Genomic DNA, 17,220 nt, shown 5'->3' on the forward strand with positions numbered 1-17,220 from the left:
ATCCCCTCAGACGAACGGCCATAGCAGCAGCGCCATGGCGAAACTGGTCAGCCCCGCGATGGTGGCACCGATGGTCCAGCTGCGAAAGGTCTGCGCTTCGGTGAGGCCGAGATATTGCTTCACCAGCCAGAAGCCGGTGTCGTTGACATGGGAGGCGATGGTCGCGCCCGATCCGATCGCGACGGTGACCAGCGCGATCCGGTCCGGCCCCAGCCCGGCCGCGCCGATCAGCGGGGCGGCGAGGCCAGCGGCGGTGACCATCGCGACGGTGGCCGAGCCCTGCGCCACCCGCACAAAGGCGGAGAGCAGGAAGGCGAACACCGGAATCGACACCTGTGCCGCCTGCACCGCCAGCGTGATCTGCTGCCCCGCCCCCGACTCGATCAGCACTTCCTTGTACGCCGCGCCCGCGCCGATGATCAGCACCATCAGTCCCGCGGGCTCCAGCGCGCGGGTGCTGATCTTGGACAGCGTCTCGAACCCCGCCCCCGCGACCAGCCGCAGCCACAGCATCGCCCCGATCACCGCGATCACCAGCGCGGTGAAGGGATGGCCGAGGAACACCAGGGCAGAGCGCGCCAGCCCCGGCGCCATCGCCTCGCTCGCCACCGTACCGATCAGGATCAGCGCGAGCGGCAGCAGCATCGCGGCGAGCGCGGGGGCGAAGCCCACCGCATTGGTCTGCGGCGCGCCTTCGTCGAGCATCGGCGGCGCGCCGATCGCGCCATAGCCGGGCGCGCCATGCGCCAGCTTGGCGAATACAGGCCCGGCCAGGATCGCCGAGGGGATGCCGCAGATCAGGCCATAGAGCGCCATCCGGCCATAATCGGTGTGGAGCAGCTCGGCGACCGCCACCGGCCCCGGATGCGGCGGCAGAAGCGCGTGCATCGTCATCAGCCCTGCCAGCAGCGGCAGCGCGAAATAGGTGACGCGCCGCTCCGCCCGCACCGCCAGCGTGGTGAGCAACGGCGCGAGGATGATGAAGGCCACGTCGAAGAACAAGGGCACGCCGACGACGATGCCGATCGCGGTCAGCGCCCAGGGGACGCGCTTCTGCCCGAACAGGTCGAGCAGCCGCCGCGCGATCGCCTGCACGCCGCCCGAAGCCTCCAGCATTCCGCCCAGCACCGCGCCCAGCCCGATCACCACCGCGACGAAGCCGAGCGCCTCGCCGGTACCCTTGCGGATCGCGGCGATCACCGCCAGCGGATCGTTGCCGAAGACGAGGCCGGTCGCCAGCGCCACCAGCAGCAGCGCGACGAAAGGCTGGAGCTTGAGGCGCAGCACCAGCAAGATGACCGCCGCGATGCTGCCGGCGACGATGAGCAATGTATGCCAGGGCTCGCCCATCACGCGACCTCCACCTTGGTGGCCAGCGAAGCGGCAGGCACCTGCCCTTCGGCGGCTGCGGTGATCCGGAACTTGGCTTCGCTCTTGATGTCTGCCGAGGAGGCGCCGGCCATCAACCGGATGTCCCCCGCCTCGACGATCCATTTGCCGTCCCGCCAGAAGGCGAACTGCTCGGGGCTCAGGGTGAAGCGTACGGTGCGGCTCTGGCCCGGCTTGAGCGGCACGCGGGCGAAACCGCGCAGCTCGGCCACCGGCCGCGAGATCGCGGCGACGGGGTCGTTGGCGTAGAGTTGCACCACCTCCTCCACCGGCATCGTGCCGCGATTGGTGACCTGCACCGAGGCGGTGATCCGGCTACTGGGGGCAACGGTCTCGCCGCTGAGCGTCAGCGGGCCATAGGCGATCTCGCCATAGGTGAGGCCGTGGCCGAAGGCGAAGAGCGGGCCGATCTCGGTATCGTGATAGCGCGCGCTGTCCACCGCCAGGTCCGGGTTGGCCGGGCGCCCGGTGGGCAGATGGGCATAGCTTTGCGGCGACTGGCCGGTCCGGCGCGGCATGCCGATCGGCAGTCGACCGCCTGGCGCGGCCTTGCCGGTGAGGATCTCCGCGATCGCCGGGCCGCTCTCGATGCCGAGCAGCCAGGTCTGTAGCACGGCGGGCACGCCGGCCAGCTCGCGTTCGAGCGCGAGCGGGCGGCCACCCATCAGGATCGCGACGATCGGCTTGCCGGTCGCCTTGAGCGCTGCGAGCAGCCCCCCTTGCGCGCCGGGCAACCCGATCTCGGCATAGCTGCGCGCCTCGCCGGTCCGATCGAAATCCTCGCCGACCCCGACGAGCACCACGTCGGCACGTTTCGCCGCCTCGACGGCGGCTGCGACATCGGTGCCCGGCTGGTATTCCGCACCCGCCAGCGCCGCCTTGAGCGTCACCGCGTCGGTCGCCTGCCCCCGTGCGCGCCACGAACCGATCGCCGAGGACGCATCGTCCGCCAGCGCGCCGATCAGCGCGAGCCTTGCGCCGGGCTTGAGCGGCAGCACCGCGCCTTCGTTGCGCAGCAGCACCACAGAGCGTTTCGCAAGTTCGCGCGCCTCGGTCCGCCGCAGCGGCGCTTTGTCGCGCGCCGGATCGCCGAAACCATAGGGATCGTCGAACAGCCCCAGCCGCGCCTTGGCGGCGAGGATGCGGCCCACCGATTCGTCGATCAGCGGCACCAGCGACGCGTCCGCCGTCGCCGCTTCGGCGAGGTACGTCGCGTAGCTGCCGCTCGCCATGTCCATGTCGACGCCCGCCTTGAGCGCCAGTACCGCGGCTTCGCGCGCATCGGCGGCGATGCCATGGTTGACCAGCTCGCGGATCGCGTTCCAGTCGCTCACCACCAGCCCTTGATAGTTCCAGCGGGCGCGCAGGAAGCCACGCACCAGATCGGCATTGGCGGTCATCGGCACGCCGTCGAGCGCATTGAACGCGGTCATAAAGCTGCCGGCGCCCGCCCGCGCGGCCGCATGGAAGGGCGGCAGATAGACTTCGTTGAGCGTCCGCGGCCCGATGTCAGCGCTGTCGTAGTCGCGACCGCCTTCGGCCGCGCCATAGCCGACGAAATGCTTGGCGCAGGCCATCATCCGCATGCCGCGCCCCAAGTCCGCGCCTTGGAAGCCGGTGACCTGCGCCTCGGCGATGCGGCTGCCCAGATAGGCGTCCTCGCCCGCACCCTCGACCACCCGGCCCCAGCGCGGGTCGCGCGCCACGTCGACCATCGGGGTGAAGGTCCAGTGCAGCCCCGCCGCCCAGGCCTCTTCCGCCGCGATCCGCGCGGCCTGTTCGGCAACCTCGGGATCCCAGCTCGCCGCCAGCGCCAGCGGCACCGGCAGGATCGTGCGATAGCCATGGATCACGTCCATCGCGAACAGGAGCGGAATCTTGAGCCGCGATTCCTCCACCGCGACGCGCTGCAGGTCGCGCAGCGGCTCGGCGCCGGCGACGTGGAGGAACGACCCCATCTCGCCCTTGCGCACGCGATCGAGCATCGCCGCGTCGAGCTTCGAGTTGAGCGACTTCTGCCGCCCGCCCGCGATCTGGTTCATCTGCCCGACCTTTTCGGCGAGCGTCATCTGGCCGAGCAGCGCCTGGATGCGGGCGCGGTGATCGGCACCGAGCGGTCGTGCGGCGCGGGCCAGCGGGGTCCAGGCGGAAGCGGCGAGCATCGCGCCCGCCGCCAGTACTTCCCGTCGCTTCATGCGTCCGTTCTTCATGCCAGCGGGATCGCCCGGTGTTCGCGGGCCGAGCGGTAGATCGCCTCGATCAGCCGCATGTCGCGCAGCCCTTCCTCGCCCGAGACGATTGGCTCGCGGTCGCGCATCGCGCATTCGGCGAGATGGTCGAGCTGGCGGACGAACATGTTCTTCGCCGGCGCGGGCAACACCACCTGCTCGCGCTTGCCGCCCAGCCGGGTCCACATTTCGATGCCCTGATAGGACGTGGCCGGCTCCAGCTCCACCCAGCCCTTCTGGCCGGTGACACGATAATGATTGTGGTTCGAGCTGTAGCTGGACACGCAGTCCGCGATCAGCCCGCTCGGAAAGCGGAACTGCCAGTCGATCCGATCCTCCACCGTCTTGAAGCGCGGATCGCTGCGATCGGTATACTCCATCGCGCTGACCTCGACCGGCTCCTCGCCCGCCAGATAGCGCGCGGCGTTGAGGCTGTAGATGCCGATATCCATCAGCGATCCGCCGCCCGACATCGGCTTGTCCAGCCGCCACTGATTGGGTTGCGCGTTGAAGCCGTGCTCGGCGAAGATCAGCGTCGGCTTGCCCAGCGCGCCGGCCTTGATCATCTCGATCGCCTTGAGATTGTACGGCTCGAAATGGCAGCGATAGCCGATCATCAGCTTCTTGCCCGCCTTCTTGGCCGCCGCGATCATCGCCTCGCATTCGGCGGCGGAGGTCGCCATCGGCTTCTCGCACAGCACGTGCTTGCCGGCCTGGGAGGCGCGGATCGAATATTCGGCGTGCATGCTGTTCGGCAGGATGACGTAGACGAGGTCGATGTCCGGATTGTCGCGCATCCGATCATAGGTCTGGTAATTGTACCAGTGCGTTTTCGGGATGCCGTATTCGGCGCCATATTTCTCCAGCTTGGCCGGGGTGCCGCTCACCAGCGCCTTCAGTTCTGCGAACTCGCAGTCCTTGATGCGCGGCATGATCTGGTTGGTGGCATAGTTGCCGAGGCCCACTACCGCATAGCCGAGCTTGCGCTTGCCCTGTGCCTGCGCCGCCGATCCGCCGAGCGCACTGGCCAAGACCCCGGCGCCGATTCCGCCGAGCACGTCGCGTCGCGTTCCCATGATCCACCTCCTCGTACCCGGCGGTCCGTTGGCCGCGCGGGCGGTATCGGTATCAACAATGCCGGGAGCGGGCCAGTAGGTCGAGGTCGTAGATCGAAGCGCCTGGATTCAAAGCGGAAGCTTGACGGTGGCGCACAGCCCGCCACCATCGCGCCGATGCAGGCTGATGTCCCCGCCATGCGCGCGCGCCGTCGCGCGCGCGCTGGCCAAGCCCAGTCCCATGCCGCCGGTATCGCGGTTGCGCGAGCGTTCGCCGCGAAAAAAGGGATCGAACACCCGCTCCATGTCTTCGTCGGCGATGCCGGGGCCGCGATCGCGCACGGCGATCACCGCCTCGTGCGCGCGCGCCTCGAGCACCAGCTGCGCACCGCCGGCATATTTCACCGCATTGCCGACCAGATTGGCGAGCATCGCCTTGAGCGCCACCGGATCGGCTTCGAGAACCACGGGCTCGCCCGACTCGAGGCTCACCGCCGCCCCGCGATCGGCGGCATCGTCGACCACCGTCTCGGCCAGCGAGCGCAGGTCGAGCGGACGGCGCACGCCGATGCGGCTGGTGTCGCGCACATAGGCCATCACCGCGGAGATCATCGCCTGCATCTCGCGGATATCGCCCTCGCACGCGCCGCGGATCGCCGGATCGGCATCCTCGATGCGCAGGCCCAGCCGCATCAGCGGCGTGCGCAGATCATGCGCCACCGCGGCAAGCATCGTCGCGCGATCGTCGACATAGCGGTTGAGCCGCGCCTGCATGTCGTTGAACGCCCGCGCCGCCTCGGCGATCTCGGCAGGTCCGTCGAGTTCGATCGGCGGCGCGCGCGGATCCCGGCCCAGCCGCTCGGCGGCGCGGGCAAAGGCACCGATCGGGCGAGCGAAGCGCCGCGCCATCGCCCAGGCGAACACCGCTGCCGCCAGCGCCGACAGCAGCAGCCACACCACCACGAACAAGCGCCACGGCTCCTGCCCCGATCCCGCCGTCACGGTCCGCCAGCTGCCGTCCGGCATGCGCAGCGACGCTTCGAACCCGCCCGCGACGATCACGTCCTGCGCCGCCGCCGGGCTGGCCGGACGCGGTGCGGGCGGCACCCCGGCGCGGTCATAGACGGGCGGACGCTGCAGGAAGCCGACGGGAAAGCGCAGGATCACCCGCTCGGGCCGCACCCCCAGCGCGGTCGCCAGGGCCACCTCGGTCCGCTCGATGCGCGGGTTCCAGGGATCGCGTTCGACGGCATCGTCCCGCTCGACCGCGAACCCCTCGGGCGCCGCGGCGGGATGGCGCATGGCCTGCGCGATCTGGCCGATGGTGTGCAGTTTCGGATTGGGCGTCTGTACGGCGAACAACAGCCCGAAATTGAGCAGCTGCACCACCACGACGCAGGCCAGCATCCGCGCGAAGATGCGCAGGAACAGCGGCGATCGCGGGGCCGCCGTCCCCTCGCTCATGCGCGCGTGACGCGGGGTACGAACAGATAGCCTTCGTTGCGCACGGTACGGATGATCTCGTCCGCGCCCGAACGCAGCTTGCGGCGCAGGCGGCTGACCTGCACGTCGATCGCGCGGTCATAGGCATCCGAATCGGGGCCCCGCGCCGCCGCCAGCAGCGCCTCGCGGGTCAGCACGCGGCGCGGCCGCTCGATGAACACGCGCAGCACCGCGAACTCGCCGTCCGTCAGGCCTACCAATACGCCTTCGGGGTCGAACAGTTCGTGGCTGCCGAGGTCGATCCGCCAGCCTTCGAAGGTGTAGACATCGCCAGCCGAGGGCGCTGCCGTGGTGCCCCGCTTGCGCAGCGCCGCGCGCACGGTCGCAAGGATCTCGCGCGGGCTGCACGGCTTGGGCAGATAATGGCCCGCGCCCACCTCCAGGCCGAGGATGCGATCCTGTTCCTCGCCCAGCGCGCTGAGCAGGATCACGTCGGGGCCATCGGCGGTGGCGATGCGGCGGCAGGCGGAAAGCCCGTCCTCGCCCGGCATCATCACGTCCAGGATCACCAGGTCGACCGGCATCTTGTCCAGGATGACGTCCATGTCGCGCGCGCTCGACGCGGTTTCGACGCGGTAGCCGCGTGCGCCGAGGCTGTTGGCGAGCAGAAGGCGAATGTCGCGGTCGTCATCGACCACCAGCAGCGTGGCGGGTTCGTCGGAAGCGGGGTGGGTTGCCATACTCAAACTCGACTCTTGTACCATATCGCCCCCGATGGCCGCCCCTATGAACCGATGCGACCGAAGGTTCAACGTCCGCGCACCGGACGCGCGCCGAAGCTCACCAGGCTCTCCGCGCCATCGGCCGAGACCGCGGCGACGCCGACAAAGGTATCGTCGACGATGATGCCCTTCAGCACCGTTTCTGTCCGGTCGCCCGGCACGTCGACATGGCTTGCCCAGTCCGCACGATCCGCGGCGCGCCAGTAGACGCGGTATTTCGCCGCACCCGGCACCGCCGGCCACTTCACCGTCGTATCGGTGGCGAGCGCGCCGCTGAGGATCACCGGCTCCGGCGCGGCGGGCGCGCTGGCGAGCCGGCGCAGCGTCGCGACGTTGAGCGCGGTCACCTTGGCGAGGTAGGGAAAATCCATCCGGTCGACGGTGTCGCCATAGACCTTGCCCGCTTCCGTCCGCAGATCCTGGTGCTGGGCGTCGTAATTCTCGGCGCCCACCGAGAAACGCACCGCCGGGTAGCCGAGGGTGAGGAACGGGGTGTGGTCGCCGCCGCGCCCGAACCGATCGGGACGGCGGACCATCAGCACCTTCAGGCCCTTGGGATCGGCGGCCGCGACGCCGCGGATCGCCTTGGCGAGCGCACGGCTGGGGCCGTCGTCCTCACCGCCATCGGCACGACGCGCCTTTGCCTCGAGCAGCGTTTCCGAATCGCGCGCGCCTTCCGAGAAGACACGGACCCGGTCCGCCACGCGGCGGCCATCCTGGCCGATGGTGTTGCCGACGATGTCGTTGTTGAGCACGGCGGACACGGTCCAGCCGCGCTCCTTCGCCGTCTCGGCGAGCAGCTGGCCGCCATAGAGCCCCTGCTCCTCGCCGGAGAGCGCGGCATAGACGATCGTCGCCTTGAACTTGTGCTTCGACAGGATCCGCGCCGCCTCCAGCACCAGCGCGACGCCCGAGGCGTCGTCATTGGCGCCGGGCGCGTCGGCGGTGGCGTTCATCACGTCGGTCACGCGGCTGTCGATATGGCCCATCACGATCACGACGCGGTTGGGCTCGCTGCCGCGCTGGATGCCGAGCACGTCGACGATGTTCACGCCGTTGGGCGCGCGCGGCCCCTTGAACACGCGTGCGATCTCGCTCGTCTCGATGCAGCCGCCGCACGCCGCGCCGATCCGGGCAAGCTCGCCACCGAACCAGCGCCGCGACGCGCCGATGCCGCGAGTGGGATGATCCGGATCGGAAAGCGTGTGCCGGGTGCCGAAGCTTACCAGCTTCTCGACGCTGGCTTTCAGGCGGGCGGGATCGGGCCGGTCCTGCGCTGCGGCGGGGGTGGCGAAGAGGGCGAACGGCAAAAGGGCAAGGATGCGCATGGACATATGCTGACGCGGGCGGGCGCCTCGGTCAATCAGCTCAGCCGGTCGATCGCGTCCATGTCGAGCGAACCCGGGATGATCATCACCGGCACGGTCAGCTTGCCGGCATCGGCCCCGGTGAAATGCGCGACCAGCTTGCCCGGCGCCCCGCTCGGCGCCGCGCCCAGCACCAGGGCAGCGATGTCGCCATTGGCTGCCAGCATTTCGCGGACCACCTTCGGCCCGTCGCCCTGTCGCACCGTGATCGAGGGAGTCAGGCCGGATTCGGTGAACAGCGTGCCCGCCGCGCGCATCACCAGCGCCTCGGCGCGTTCGCGCGCTTCCTCCTCGATCGTCGCCATCACCCCGCCCCATTGGACGAACTCGGCGGGCGGGATCAGGGCGAGGATCTCGACATTGCCGCCGGTCTTGCTCGCGCGCCTGGCGGCGAAGCGCAGCGCGATTTCGGCCTCGGGCGAATCGTCGATCACCACCAGATAGGTGCGCATGGGGGCCTTCCTTGAAGTCACGCGTTACGTGGACCGGCGCGGGCCGCAGCGCAAGACCGGGGCTTGACCCTAGGGTTTACGGCGGCAAAGGAGGGGCCAGCCACCCCAGGACCAACGACGGGAACCTTCATGGGAATCGAAATCAAGATGCCGGCACTTTCTCCCACCATGGAGGAGGGCACGCTTGCCAAGTGGCTCGTCAAGGAAGGCGACACGGTGAAATCCGGCGACCTGCTTGCCGAGATCGAAACCGACAAGGCGACGATGGAATTCGAAGCGGTCGACGAAGGCGTGATCGGGAAGATCCTGGTCGCCGAAGGGACCGATAACGTAAAGGTCGGCACCGTGATCGCGGTGATCGCCGGCGAAGGCGAGGACGTGTCGTCCGCCAGCGCCGCCCCCGCGCCGAGCCCGACCCCGGCACCCGCGCCTGCTCCGACCCCCACCGCGAGCGCGCCTGCACCCACGCCGACTCCGGCCCCTGCTCCGGCGGCCCAGCCCGCCGCGGCTTCGGGCTCGCGCGTCAAGGCGAGCCCGCTTGCCCGCCGCATCGCCGCCGACAAGGGCGTCGACCTCGCCGGCGTGACCGGCTCGGGCCCGAACGGCCGCATCGTCAAGGCCGATGTCGAGGGCGCCAAGCCCGGCGCTGCGCCTGCCGCCCAGCCGGCCGCTGCCGCCGCTGCCCCGGCGCCGACGGCTGCTCCGGCCGCCGCGCCTGCCGCAGCCGAGGCCAAGGCCGTCTGGTTCGACGACTCGATCCCGCACGAGGAAGAGAAGCTCTCGAACATCCGCAAGACGATCGCGCGTCGCCTCACCGAGTCGAAGCAGACCGTGCCGCACATCTACCTCACGGTCGACATCCGCCTCGACGCGCTGCTCAAGCTGCGCGGTGAGCTCAACAAGGCGCTCGAAGCGCGCGGCGTGAAGCTGTCGGTCAACGATCTGCTGATCAAGGCGCTCGGCGTCGCCCTCGCCCGTACGCCCAAGTGCAATGTCACCTACACCGGCGACAAGCTGATCAAGTACAGCCGCGCCGACGTGTCGGTCGCGGTGTCGACGCCCACCGGCCTGATCACCCCGATCGTCAAGGACGCGGCGAACAAGAGCGTCTCGGCCATCGCGACCGAGATGAAGGACCTCGCCGCCCGCGCCCGCGAGGGCAAGCTGCAGCCGCAGGAATATCAGGGCGGCACCGCCAGCCTGTCCAACATGGGCATGTACGGCATCAAGCAGTTCGAAGCGGTGATCAATCCGCCGCAGGGCATGATCATGGCGATCGGCGCGGGCGAAAAGCGCCCGTACATCATCGACGACGCGCTCGGCGTGGCGACGGTAATGAGCGCGACCGGCAGCTTCGACCATCGCGCCATCGACGGTGCCGACGGGGCCGAGATGATGAAAATCTTCAAGGAACTCGTCGAAGCCCCGATGGGCATGATCGCCTGATCGGAGCCGGGCGGTGCGCGTCCTGATCGAAGTGATCCATATCGTGGTCGGGCTGATCGCGGCGGTGGTGATCGCGTCGCTCGCCGCCTGGTCGTACCGCCGCGCCACCCACGACATCTGGCTGGTCGCCTATGTCGCGATGGTGGCGGTGGTGGCGATGGGCATCGGCCCGCTGCGGCGGGCCTATGCCGAGGATCGTGCGAAGCTGCGCGGAACCGAGGAGGCTGCTCGCGATGATTGATCAACAGGGCGGCCCGCCCGACCGCCAGCCGGCGATCCGGGTGACGACGATGCCGGCGGATACCAATCCGTACGGCGACATCTTCGGCGGCTGGCTGATGAGCCAGATGGACATGGCGGCGGGGCTGTTCGCCTCGCGCTATTCGCGCGGCCGCGCGGTCACGGTGGCGGTGGAGGGGATGAAGTTCCACTCGCCCGTCGCGGTGGGCGACGAAGTCTCGGTCTATGCCGAGCTGGTCAAGGTCGGCCGGACCTCGATGACCATCGAGGTCCAGGCCTGGCGCCGCGGCCGGCACATCGAGGAAAGCTGCCTCGTCACCCAGGCACATTTCGTGTTCGTCGCGGTCGACGAGAACAAGCGCCCGCGCCCGGTGGAGGCGATTGCGTGAGGATGGGGGATAAAGGCGCCGAGCCGGGCATCGAGCCCGGCTCGACGCCATCCCCTCTCCCCGGCCCTCCCCCGCAAGGGGGGAGGGAGCGCAGTGTTGCGCATGCCCGTCCTTCTTCTAGCCCCTCCCCTCTTGCGGGGGAGGGAGGGGCCCGCCGCGCAGCGGTGGGAGGGAGAGGGCGCGCGCTCGCCAGAGCGCGCGAAATGCGGAAGGACCCAACCGAAGCCGAACGCCGTCTCTGGTCCCTCCTCCGCGCCAAGCGGCTGGCGGGCTGGAAATGGAAGCGCCAGCAAAAGCTCGGCCGCTACATCGTCGACTTCGTGTGCCTCGAAGCGCGCGTCATCGTCGAAGCGGATGGGTCCCAGCATATCGACAGCAGCTACGACGCCACCCGCGACGCATGGATAAAGGCGCAGGGCTTCACCATCTTGCGCTTCTACAACAACGACATCCTCGCCGACACGGACGCGGTCGCCACCGCCATCCTGTCGGCCCTGAACGCGGCCGCCGGGGCGTCGAGCCCCGCCGCCCGCACCCCTCTCCCCAGCCCTCCCCCGCAAGGGGGGAGGGAGCAGAAGGAAGCACACCTTGGCTGAATCCTACGACGTCATCGTTCTCGGCTCGGGCCCCGGCGGCTATGTCGCGGCGATCCGGGCGGCCCAGCTGGGCCTGAAGACCGCCATTGTCGAGCGCGAGCTGCTCGGCGGCATCTGCCTCAACTGGGGCTGCATCCCCACCAAGGCGCTGCTGCGCTCGGCGGAAATCTTCCACTATATGCAGCACGCCAAGGATTACGGCCTGATCGCCAACCAGATCAGCGCCGATCTGGACGCGGTGGTGAAGCGCTCGCGCGGCGTCGCCAAGCAGCTCAACCAGGGTGTCACGCACCTGATGAAGAAGAACAAGATCGCCGTGCACATGGGCACCGGCGTCCTGACCGCGAAGGGCAAGCTGACCGTCACCGCCGCCGACGGCAAGAAGACCGACCTGGAGGCGAAGAACATCATCGTCGCGACCGGCGCGCGCGCCCGCGACCTGCCCTTCGCCAAGGCCGACGGCAAGCGCATCTGGACCTATCGCCACGCGATGACGCCGACCGAGATGCCCACCAAGCTGCTGGTCATCGGCTCGGGCGCGATCGGCGTGGAGTTCGCCAGCTTCTACAACGACATGGGCTCGCAGGTGACGATCGTCGAGATGCTCGACCGGATCGTGCCGGTGGAGGACAAGGACGTCTCCGCGCATCTGGAGAAGGCGTTCAAGAAGCAGGGGATGACCATCCTCACCCAGACCGGCGTCGAGAAGCTCGACGTGACCGCGAGCGGCGTGAAGGCGTCGATCAAGGGCAAGGACGGCAAGGTGACGGTGGAGGAGTTCAGCCACGTCATCGTCGCAATCGGCATCGTGCCCAACACCGAGAATATCGGCCTCGAGACCCTCGGCGTGAAGACCGAGCGCGGCCATATCGTGACGGACGGCGCCTGCCGTACCAATGTCGACGGCCTGTGGGCGATCGGCGACGTCACCGCGCCGCCCTGGCTCGCGCACAAGGCCAGCCATGAGGGCGTGATCGCGGCCGAGGCGATCAACGGCGGCCACCCGCACGCGATGGACCCGCGCAACATCCCGGGCTGCACCTATTGCCACCCGCAGATCGCCAGCGTCGGCCTCACCGAAGCCAAGGCCAAGGAAGCGGGCTATGACGTCAAGGTCGGCAACTTTCCGTTCATCGGCAACGGCAAGGCCATCGCGCTGGGCGAGCCGGAAGGCTTTGTGAAGACGGTGTTCGACGCCAAGACCGGCGAGCTGCTCGGCGCGCACATGATCGGCGCGGAAGTGACCGAGATGATTCAGGGCTACACGATCGGCAAGACCGGCGAGCTTACCGAGGCCGAGCTGATGGAAACGGTGTTCCCGCACCCGACGATCAGCGAGACCATGCACGAATCGGTGCTCGGCGCCTATGGCCGCATGCTGCACATGTGATTCCCCTCCGGCGGGGGAGCGCCTCTCCCGCCGTTCGGCCTGCGGCGGATGCCGCAAGACGGCAGGCGGATCGTTCCGCCTGCCGCTTTCGTCTGGAGCGGTGCTGGTCTAGACCTTGGTGCCCGCCCCTCCGGAGCCGACAGGTCGCCCCCGTCCGATGTCCAACAGCTTTTCGCGTTCGTCCTTCGGCAGTTCCCGGCGCGGTCGCGCGCTGCAGCGCAAGCCCGTCGGCGCGCGGCGCAAGGCGATCTCCGCGCTGCTCGTCGCGGCGCTGTTCGCGGCGATCACCATCGGCTTTTTCTGGCCCGGCGTCGCCAGCTATGACAGCATCGTCCAATATCGGCAGGTGCTGAGCGGCCGCTTTGACGATTGGCACCCGCCGGCAATGGCGCGGCTGTGGGCGCTGTTCCACGACCTGGGCTGGCGCAGCCATGCGCCGATGTTCGTGCTGCAGGCATCGCTCTACTGGATCGGCCTCGCCTTGTTCGCGGGCGCGCTGGCGCGACGCGGGCGGGCGATCGCGGCGCTGGTCGTGCTGCTGTTCGGCCTCTGGCCGCCGATCCTGGGCTGGCAGATCGCGGTGCTGAAGGACGGGCAGATGACCGGCGCGCTGATGGCCGCGGTCGGCATCGCCTGCTGGTGGCGAATGGACGATCGCCGCCTGCCGGTGTGGGCGGCGGGACTGGTGCTGGTGCTGCTCGGCTATGCCACGCTGGTGCGGTTCAACGCCGCCTTCGCGACGGTGCCGCTCGCTTTCGGGTTGCTCGGCGGCTGGCGCTGGGATCGGCCGCTGTTCCAGGCGGTGCTGGTGGTGGTGTCGACGGCCGCCGTGCTCGCCATCCTCACGCCCGTCAACCAGCGCCTGCTCGGCGCGGCGCCGAGCGGCGTGGAACGCTCGCTGCCGCTGTTCGATCTGGCCGGCATCGCCCACCGGGCGGGCCCGGGCGCGGTGCCGCAGGTGCCCGCACGATTGTGGCGCCGGGCCGAGACGCGCGGTTGCCTGACCCCGATCCTGTGGGATCCGATCGGCGACGCGCAGGCGTGCGGCTATATCCTCGATACGCTGCAGCGCGCCGCCCCGGGCACAAAGCTGCGCAGCGTCTGGCTGGAGGCGATCGCCACCCATCCGATCGCCTATGCCACCCACCGCATCGCCCATTGGAACAGCGAGATGCGGCTGTGGATGCCGACGACGATGCCCGGCACCGGGCCGCTCGCGCGATCCGAGCCCAATCGGCTTGGCCTTTCCTCTCCGACCAAGCGGATCGATGGCTTCCAGAAGCTCGGCTACACGCTGGCGACCAGCCCGGCCGGTGCACCGATCCTGTGGCTGGCGATCGCGCTGGGCGTGCTGTTCTGCACCTGGCCCGCACGCGACGGCACAGGCGGCGTGGCCGTCACGCTCGCGCTCTCGGCTCTCTGCAACGAGGCCGCATTCGGGCTGGTCGGCGTTGCATCGGACTATCGCTACCATTGCTGGGCGATGCTGGCGTCGGGCCTCGCGGTGCTCGCCGCCACGGGGACGCGGGCCGCGCCACAGCGCGTGGTTCTTGCGGTGCTCGGCGTCGCCGTCGTTGCGGTGATCGTGTCGGTCGCCCGCTGGATGCTGCCGCCCGCCCTGCCCCCGCTTTGAACTCACCCCTTTTGTCGGAGTAGAGTTCGTGGCATCGCTTCCCCCAGAAAATCTCAGGGAGGATTCCATGCTTCGAAAGACCTTGCTCGCGGGTGCGGCGCTGCTTTCCATATCGGCCCCGGCGCTGGCACAAAACGCGCCCGTCACCGTCACCGTCGAGGCCGCCAAGACCGGACCGACGATCGATCGGCACATCTTCGGCCAGTTCGCCGAGCATCTCGGCAGCGGCATCTATGGCGGCATCTGGGTGGGCAAGGACTCGCCCATCCCCAACACCCGCGGCATCCGCAAGGACGTCGTCGCGGCGCTCCGGGCGATCAAGGTGCCGGTGGTGCGCTGGCCGGGCGGCTGCTTCGCCGACGAATATCACTGGCGCGACGGCATCGGCCCGCAGGACAAGCGCCGCAGCAGCGTGAACACCAACTGGGGCGGTGCGGGCGAGCCCAACAGCTTCGGCACCGACGAGTTCATGGACTTTGCCGATCAGGTGGGGGCCGAGGCTTATGTCTCGGTGAATGTCGGCTCGGGCACGATCCAGGAGGCGGCCGACTGGCTGGCCTATATGACCGCCGATCCTTCCAGCACCGCCGGCAAGGAGCGCGCCGCAAACGGCCATGTCGCGCCCTACAAGGTAAAATGGCTGGGCCTGGGCAACGAAAGCTGGGGCTGCGGCGGATCGATGCGCCCGGATCATTATGTCGACCTGATGAAGCGCTTCGCCCGCTTCACCCATAATCTCGATCCCAAGCAGGGCGAAAAGGGTCCCGAGCCGATGCAGCGAATCGCGGTGGGCCCGAACGACAACGACACCACCTATACCGAGGCGGTGATGGCGGCGTGGAAGGGGCATGACTGGGCCTGGAACATCGAGGGCCTGTCGATGCACGCCTATACCACCGGCGGCTGGCCGCCCTCGTTCCCCAGCATCGGCTTCGACGAGACGGGCTATGCCAAGCTGGTCAAGGCGGCGCTGGCGATGGACGGGATGATCGCCAAGCACGCGGCGATCATGGACAAGTATGATCCCGAGAAGAAGGTGCCCCTGATGATCGACGAATGGGGCGTGTGGCTGGCACCGTTGCCGGGATCCAACCCGGGCTTCCTCTACCAGCAGAACTCGCTGCGCGACGCGATCATCGCGGCACTGCACTTCAATATCTTCGCGCGCCATGCGGACCGGGTGCGGATGACCAACATCGCCCAAATGATCAACGTGCTCCAGGCGATGATCCTCACCGACAAGGAGAAGATGGTCCTCACCCCCACCTATCACGTGTTCCGCATGTACGTGCCGTTCCAGGATGCGAAGGCGGTGCCGGTTTCGTTCGATGCGGGGACCTACACCCAGGGCGACGTGACCATGCCGCGCGTCGATGCCATCGCCGCGCGCGGCAAGGACGGCAAGCTGTGGCTGGCGGTAACCAACCTCGATCCGGCCAAGCCGGCGCGGATCGCGGTGTCGTTCGCGGGGCTGACGGCGAAGAGCGCCCGGGGCGAGGTGCTGACCGCGGCCAGGGTCGATGCGGTCAACAGCTTCGAGGCACCGAATGCGGTGGCACCGAAGCCGATCAACGGGACGGTGGCGACGGGCGCGGTGACGCTGGACCTGCCGGCCAAGTCGGTCGCAGTGGTGGAAGTCGGGGGCTGAAAGATCCTCCCCGGCACGGGGAGGGGACCGCCGCCGAAGGCGGTGGTGGAGGGGGCCTCCACGCCGGACTCGCTTGCGGTGATCCCCCTCCACCATGCTGCGCATGGTTCCCCTCCCCGTGCCGGGAAGGATCTGAATTACAGCGTCTTCACCGTCGTCAGCCCGGTGTCGTCGCCCTGCGCCAGCGGGTTGCGCAGCGGCAGGGTGAAGGGGGCAGCCTCGATCTCGAACGTGTCGCCCACTTCCGTCTTCACGCCGTCGCTGAACGACAGCGTCGCGGTGCCGAAAAAGTGGACGTGCACGTCGCCCGGCTGGCGGAACAGGCCATATTTGAAGTGGTGATGCTCGAGATTGCCGAGCGTGTGCGACATGTTGGTCTCGCCGGAGAGGAACGGCTTTTCCCAGATCGTCGCGCCGTCGCGCACGATTCGGCTGGTGCCGCGCACGTCGCTCGGCGCCGCACCCACCAGCAGCTCGGGCCCGAGCGCCGCCTGGCGCAGCTTGGAATGCGCGAGCCAGAGGTAATTGTGCCGCTCGGTCACATGGTCGCTGAACTCGTTGGCAAGGGCGAGGCCGATCCGCCACGGCGTGCCGTCGGGGCCGATCAGGTAGATGCCGGCCAGCTCCGGCTCCTCGCCGCCGTCCTGCGCGAAGCCGGGCATTTGCAGCGTATCGCCGGGGCCGACCAGATGATGGCCATTGCCCTTGTAGAACCATTCGGGCTGCTGGCCGATCGCGCCCTCATCCGGCTTGCCGCCCTCGACGCCTTCCAGGAACATGCGCATGGAATCGGTCTTGTGCTCGGCCGCCGCGGCATCGCGGTGCATCTTGTCGCGCCCCTCGGCCGAGCCGAGATGGGTGAGGCCGGTGCCGGTCAGCACCAGATGCGCGCCATCCGGATGATCGATCGGCGCGAGCAGCTGGCCCGCCGCCAGCGCCTCGGCCGGATCCACCTCGCCCTCGCGCCCCGCCGCCGCCACCGCCTCGGCGAGCGACTGGCCCGCCTCGATCGCCTGCAGCGCCAGGCTGCGGACGTCGGTGGCGCCGCGCACGAAGCCCGCCCCCGCTTCGTCGGCCGCGATCACCCGCCGCACGCCATCGCTTCCCTTGAACTGCATCAGCCGCAACGCCATCGAACTGCTCCTCATCCTCGGTTTAGTCC

At 68.9% G+C, this 17,220-nt stretch carries 15 protein-coding genes; 7 read left to right on the plus strand and 8 right to left on the minus strand.

The window, feature by feature from the left end; translation table 11 throughout:
- Nucleotides 1-6: 6 nt before the first annotated feature.
- From S2M10_RS18905 to S2M10_RS18935, 7 genes are all read right to left on the minus strand, one after another.
- Complete coding sequence (locus tag S2M10_RS18905; protein ID WP_168847429.1) at nt 7-1,350, minus strand: gluconate:H+ symporter; 1,344 nt, start codon at nt 1,348-1,350, stop codon at nt 7-9.
- Nucleotides 1,350-3,584 carry a glycoside hydrolase family 3 N-terminal domain-containing protein gene (locus S2M10_RS18910; protein ID WP_168847430.1) on the minus strand — a complete coding sequence of 745 codons (2,235 nt, stop codon included), beginning with the start codon at nt 3,582-3,584 and terminating at the stop codon, nt 1,350-1,352. Before S2M10_RS18910 ends, S2M10_RS18905 begins: the two co-directional genes overlap by 1 nt.
- Before the next feature lie 11 nt (nt 3,585-3,595).
- Complete coding sequence (locus S2M10_RS18915) at nt 3,596-4,693, minus strand: Gfo/Idh/MocA family oxidoreductase (RefSeq protein WP_168847431.1); 1,098 nt, start codon at nt 4,691-4,693, stop codon at nt 3,596-3,598.
- Between the two features lie 108 nt (nt 4,694-4,801).
- Nucleotides 4,802-6,136 (minus strand): HAMP domain-containing sensor histidine kinase, encoded by a 1,335-nt coding sequence (locus S2M10_RS18920; RefSeq protein ID WP_168847432.1) that lies wholly within the window; start codon nt 6,134-6,136, stop codon nt 4,802-4,804.
- Nucleotides 6,133-6,855: a response regulator gene (locus S2M10_RS18925; RefSeq protein WP_211091146.1), complete on the minus strand. Its 723-nt coding sequence runs from the start codon at nt 6,853-6,855 to the stop codon at nt 6,133-6,135. Before S2M10_RS18925 ends, S2M10_RS18920 begins: the two co-directional genes overlap by 4 nt.
- A 68-nt stretch (nt 6,856-6,923) precedes the next feature.
- Nucleotides 6,924-8,225, minus strand: a complete 1,302-nt coding sequence (locus S2M10_RS18930; RefSeq protein ID WP_168847434.1) for a M28 family metallopeptidase — start codon at nt 8,223-8,225, stop codon at nt 6,924-6,926.
- Between the two features lie 35 nt (nt 8,226-8,260).
- A complete protein-coding gene (locus S2M10_RS18935) occupies nt 8,261-8,716 on the minus strand; it encodes a universal stress protein (protein ID WP_168847435.1) in 456 nt (151 codons plus the stop codon).
- Between the two features lie 129 nt (nt 8,717-8,845).
- Here S2M10_RS18935 and S2M10_RS18940 point away from each other — a divergent pair, with 129 nt between their 5' ends.
- The 7 genes from S2M10_RS18940 to S2M10_RS18970 all read left to right on the plus strand — a co-directional run bounded on the left by S2M10_RS18940 (nt 8,846) and on the right by S2M10_RS18970 (nt 16,058).
- Nucleotides 8,846-10,162 carry a pyruvate dehydrogenase complex dihydrolipoamide acetyltransferase gene (locus tag S2M10_RS18940; RefSeq protein ID WP_168847436.1) on the plus strand — a complete coding sequence of 439 codons (1,317 nt, stop codon included), beginning with the start codon at nt 8,846-8,848 and terminating at the stop codon, nt 10,160-10,162.
- A 13-nt stretch (nt 10,163-10,175) separates the two neighbouring features.
- Nucleotides 10,176-10,403: a hypothetical protein gene (locus tag S2M10_RS18945; protein ID WP_168847437.1), complete on the plus strand. Its 228-nt coding sequence runs from the start codon at nt 10,176-10,178 to the stop codon at nt 10,401-10,403.
- Nucleotides 10,396-10,791, plus strand: coding sequence for an acyl-CoA thioesterase (locus tag S2M10_RS18950; protein WP_168847438.1), 396 nt, complete (start codon nt 10,396-10,398; stop codon nt 10,789-10,791). Before S2M10_RS18945 ends, S2M10_RS18950 begins: the two co-directional genes overlap by 8 nt.
- 2 nt (nt 10,792-10,793) lie before the next feature.
- Nucleotides 10,794-11,387, plus strand: coding sequence for an endonuclease domain-containing protein (locus S2M10_RS18955; RefSeq protein ID WP_211091154.1), 594 nt, complete (start codon nt 10,794-10,796; stop codon nt 11,385-11,387).
- A complete protein-coding gene (gene lpdA, locus S2M10_RS18960) occupies nt 11,380-12,777 on the plus strand; it encodes a dihydrolipoyl dehydrogenase (protein ID WP_168847440.1) in 1,398 nt (465 codons plus the stop codon). The genes S2M10_RS18955 and lpdA overlap by 8 nt, the downstream gene beginning before the upstream one ends.
- Before the next feature lie 157 nt (nt 12,778-12,934).
- On the plus strand, nt 12,935-14,410 hold the full coding sequence (locus tag S2M10_RS18965; RefSeq protein ID WP_168847441.1) for a hypothetical protein: 1,476 nt from the start codon (nt 12,935-12,937) through the stop codon (nt 14,408-14,410).
- A gap of 67 nt (nt 14,411-14,477) precedes the next feature.
- Nucleotides 14,478-16,058, plus strand: coding sequence for an alpha-L-arabinofuranosidase C-terminal domain-containing protein (locus S2M10_RS18970; RefSeq protein ID WP_168847442.1), 1,581 nt, complete (start codon nt 14,478-14,480; stop codon nt 16,056-16,058).
- Between the two features lie 137 nt (nt 16,059-16,195).
- On the opposite strand, the gene araD1 is transcribed toward S2M10_RS18970, so the two are convergent.
- A complete protein-coding gene (araD1, locus tag S2M10_RS18975) occupies nt 16,196-17,191 on the minus strand; it encodes an AraD1 family protein (protein ID WP_168847443.1) in 996 nt (331 codons plus the stop codon).
- Nucleotides 17,192-17,220: the final 29 nt, after the last annotated feature.

This window comes from Sphingomonas sp. S2M10, assembly GCF_012650175.1.
GTDB lineage: Bacteria > Pseudomonadota > Alphaproteobacteria > Sphingomonadales > Sphingomonadaceae > Sphingomonas.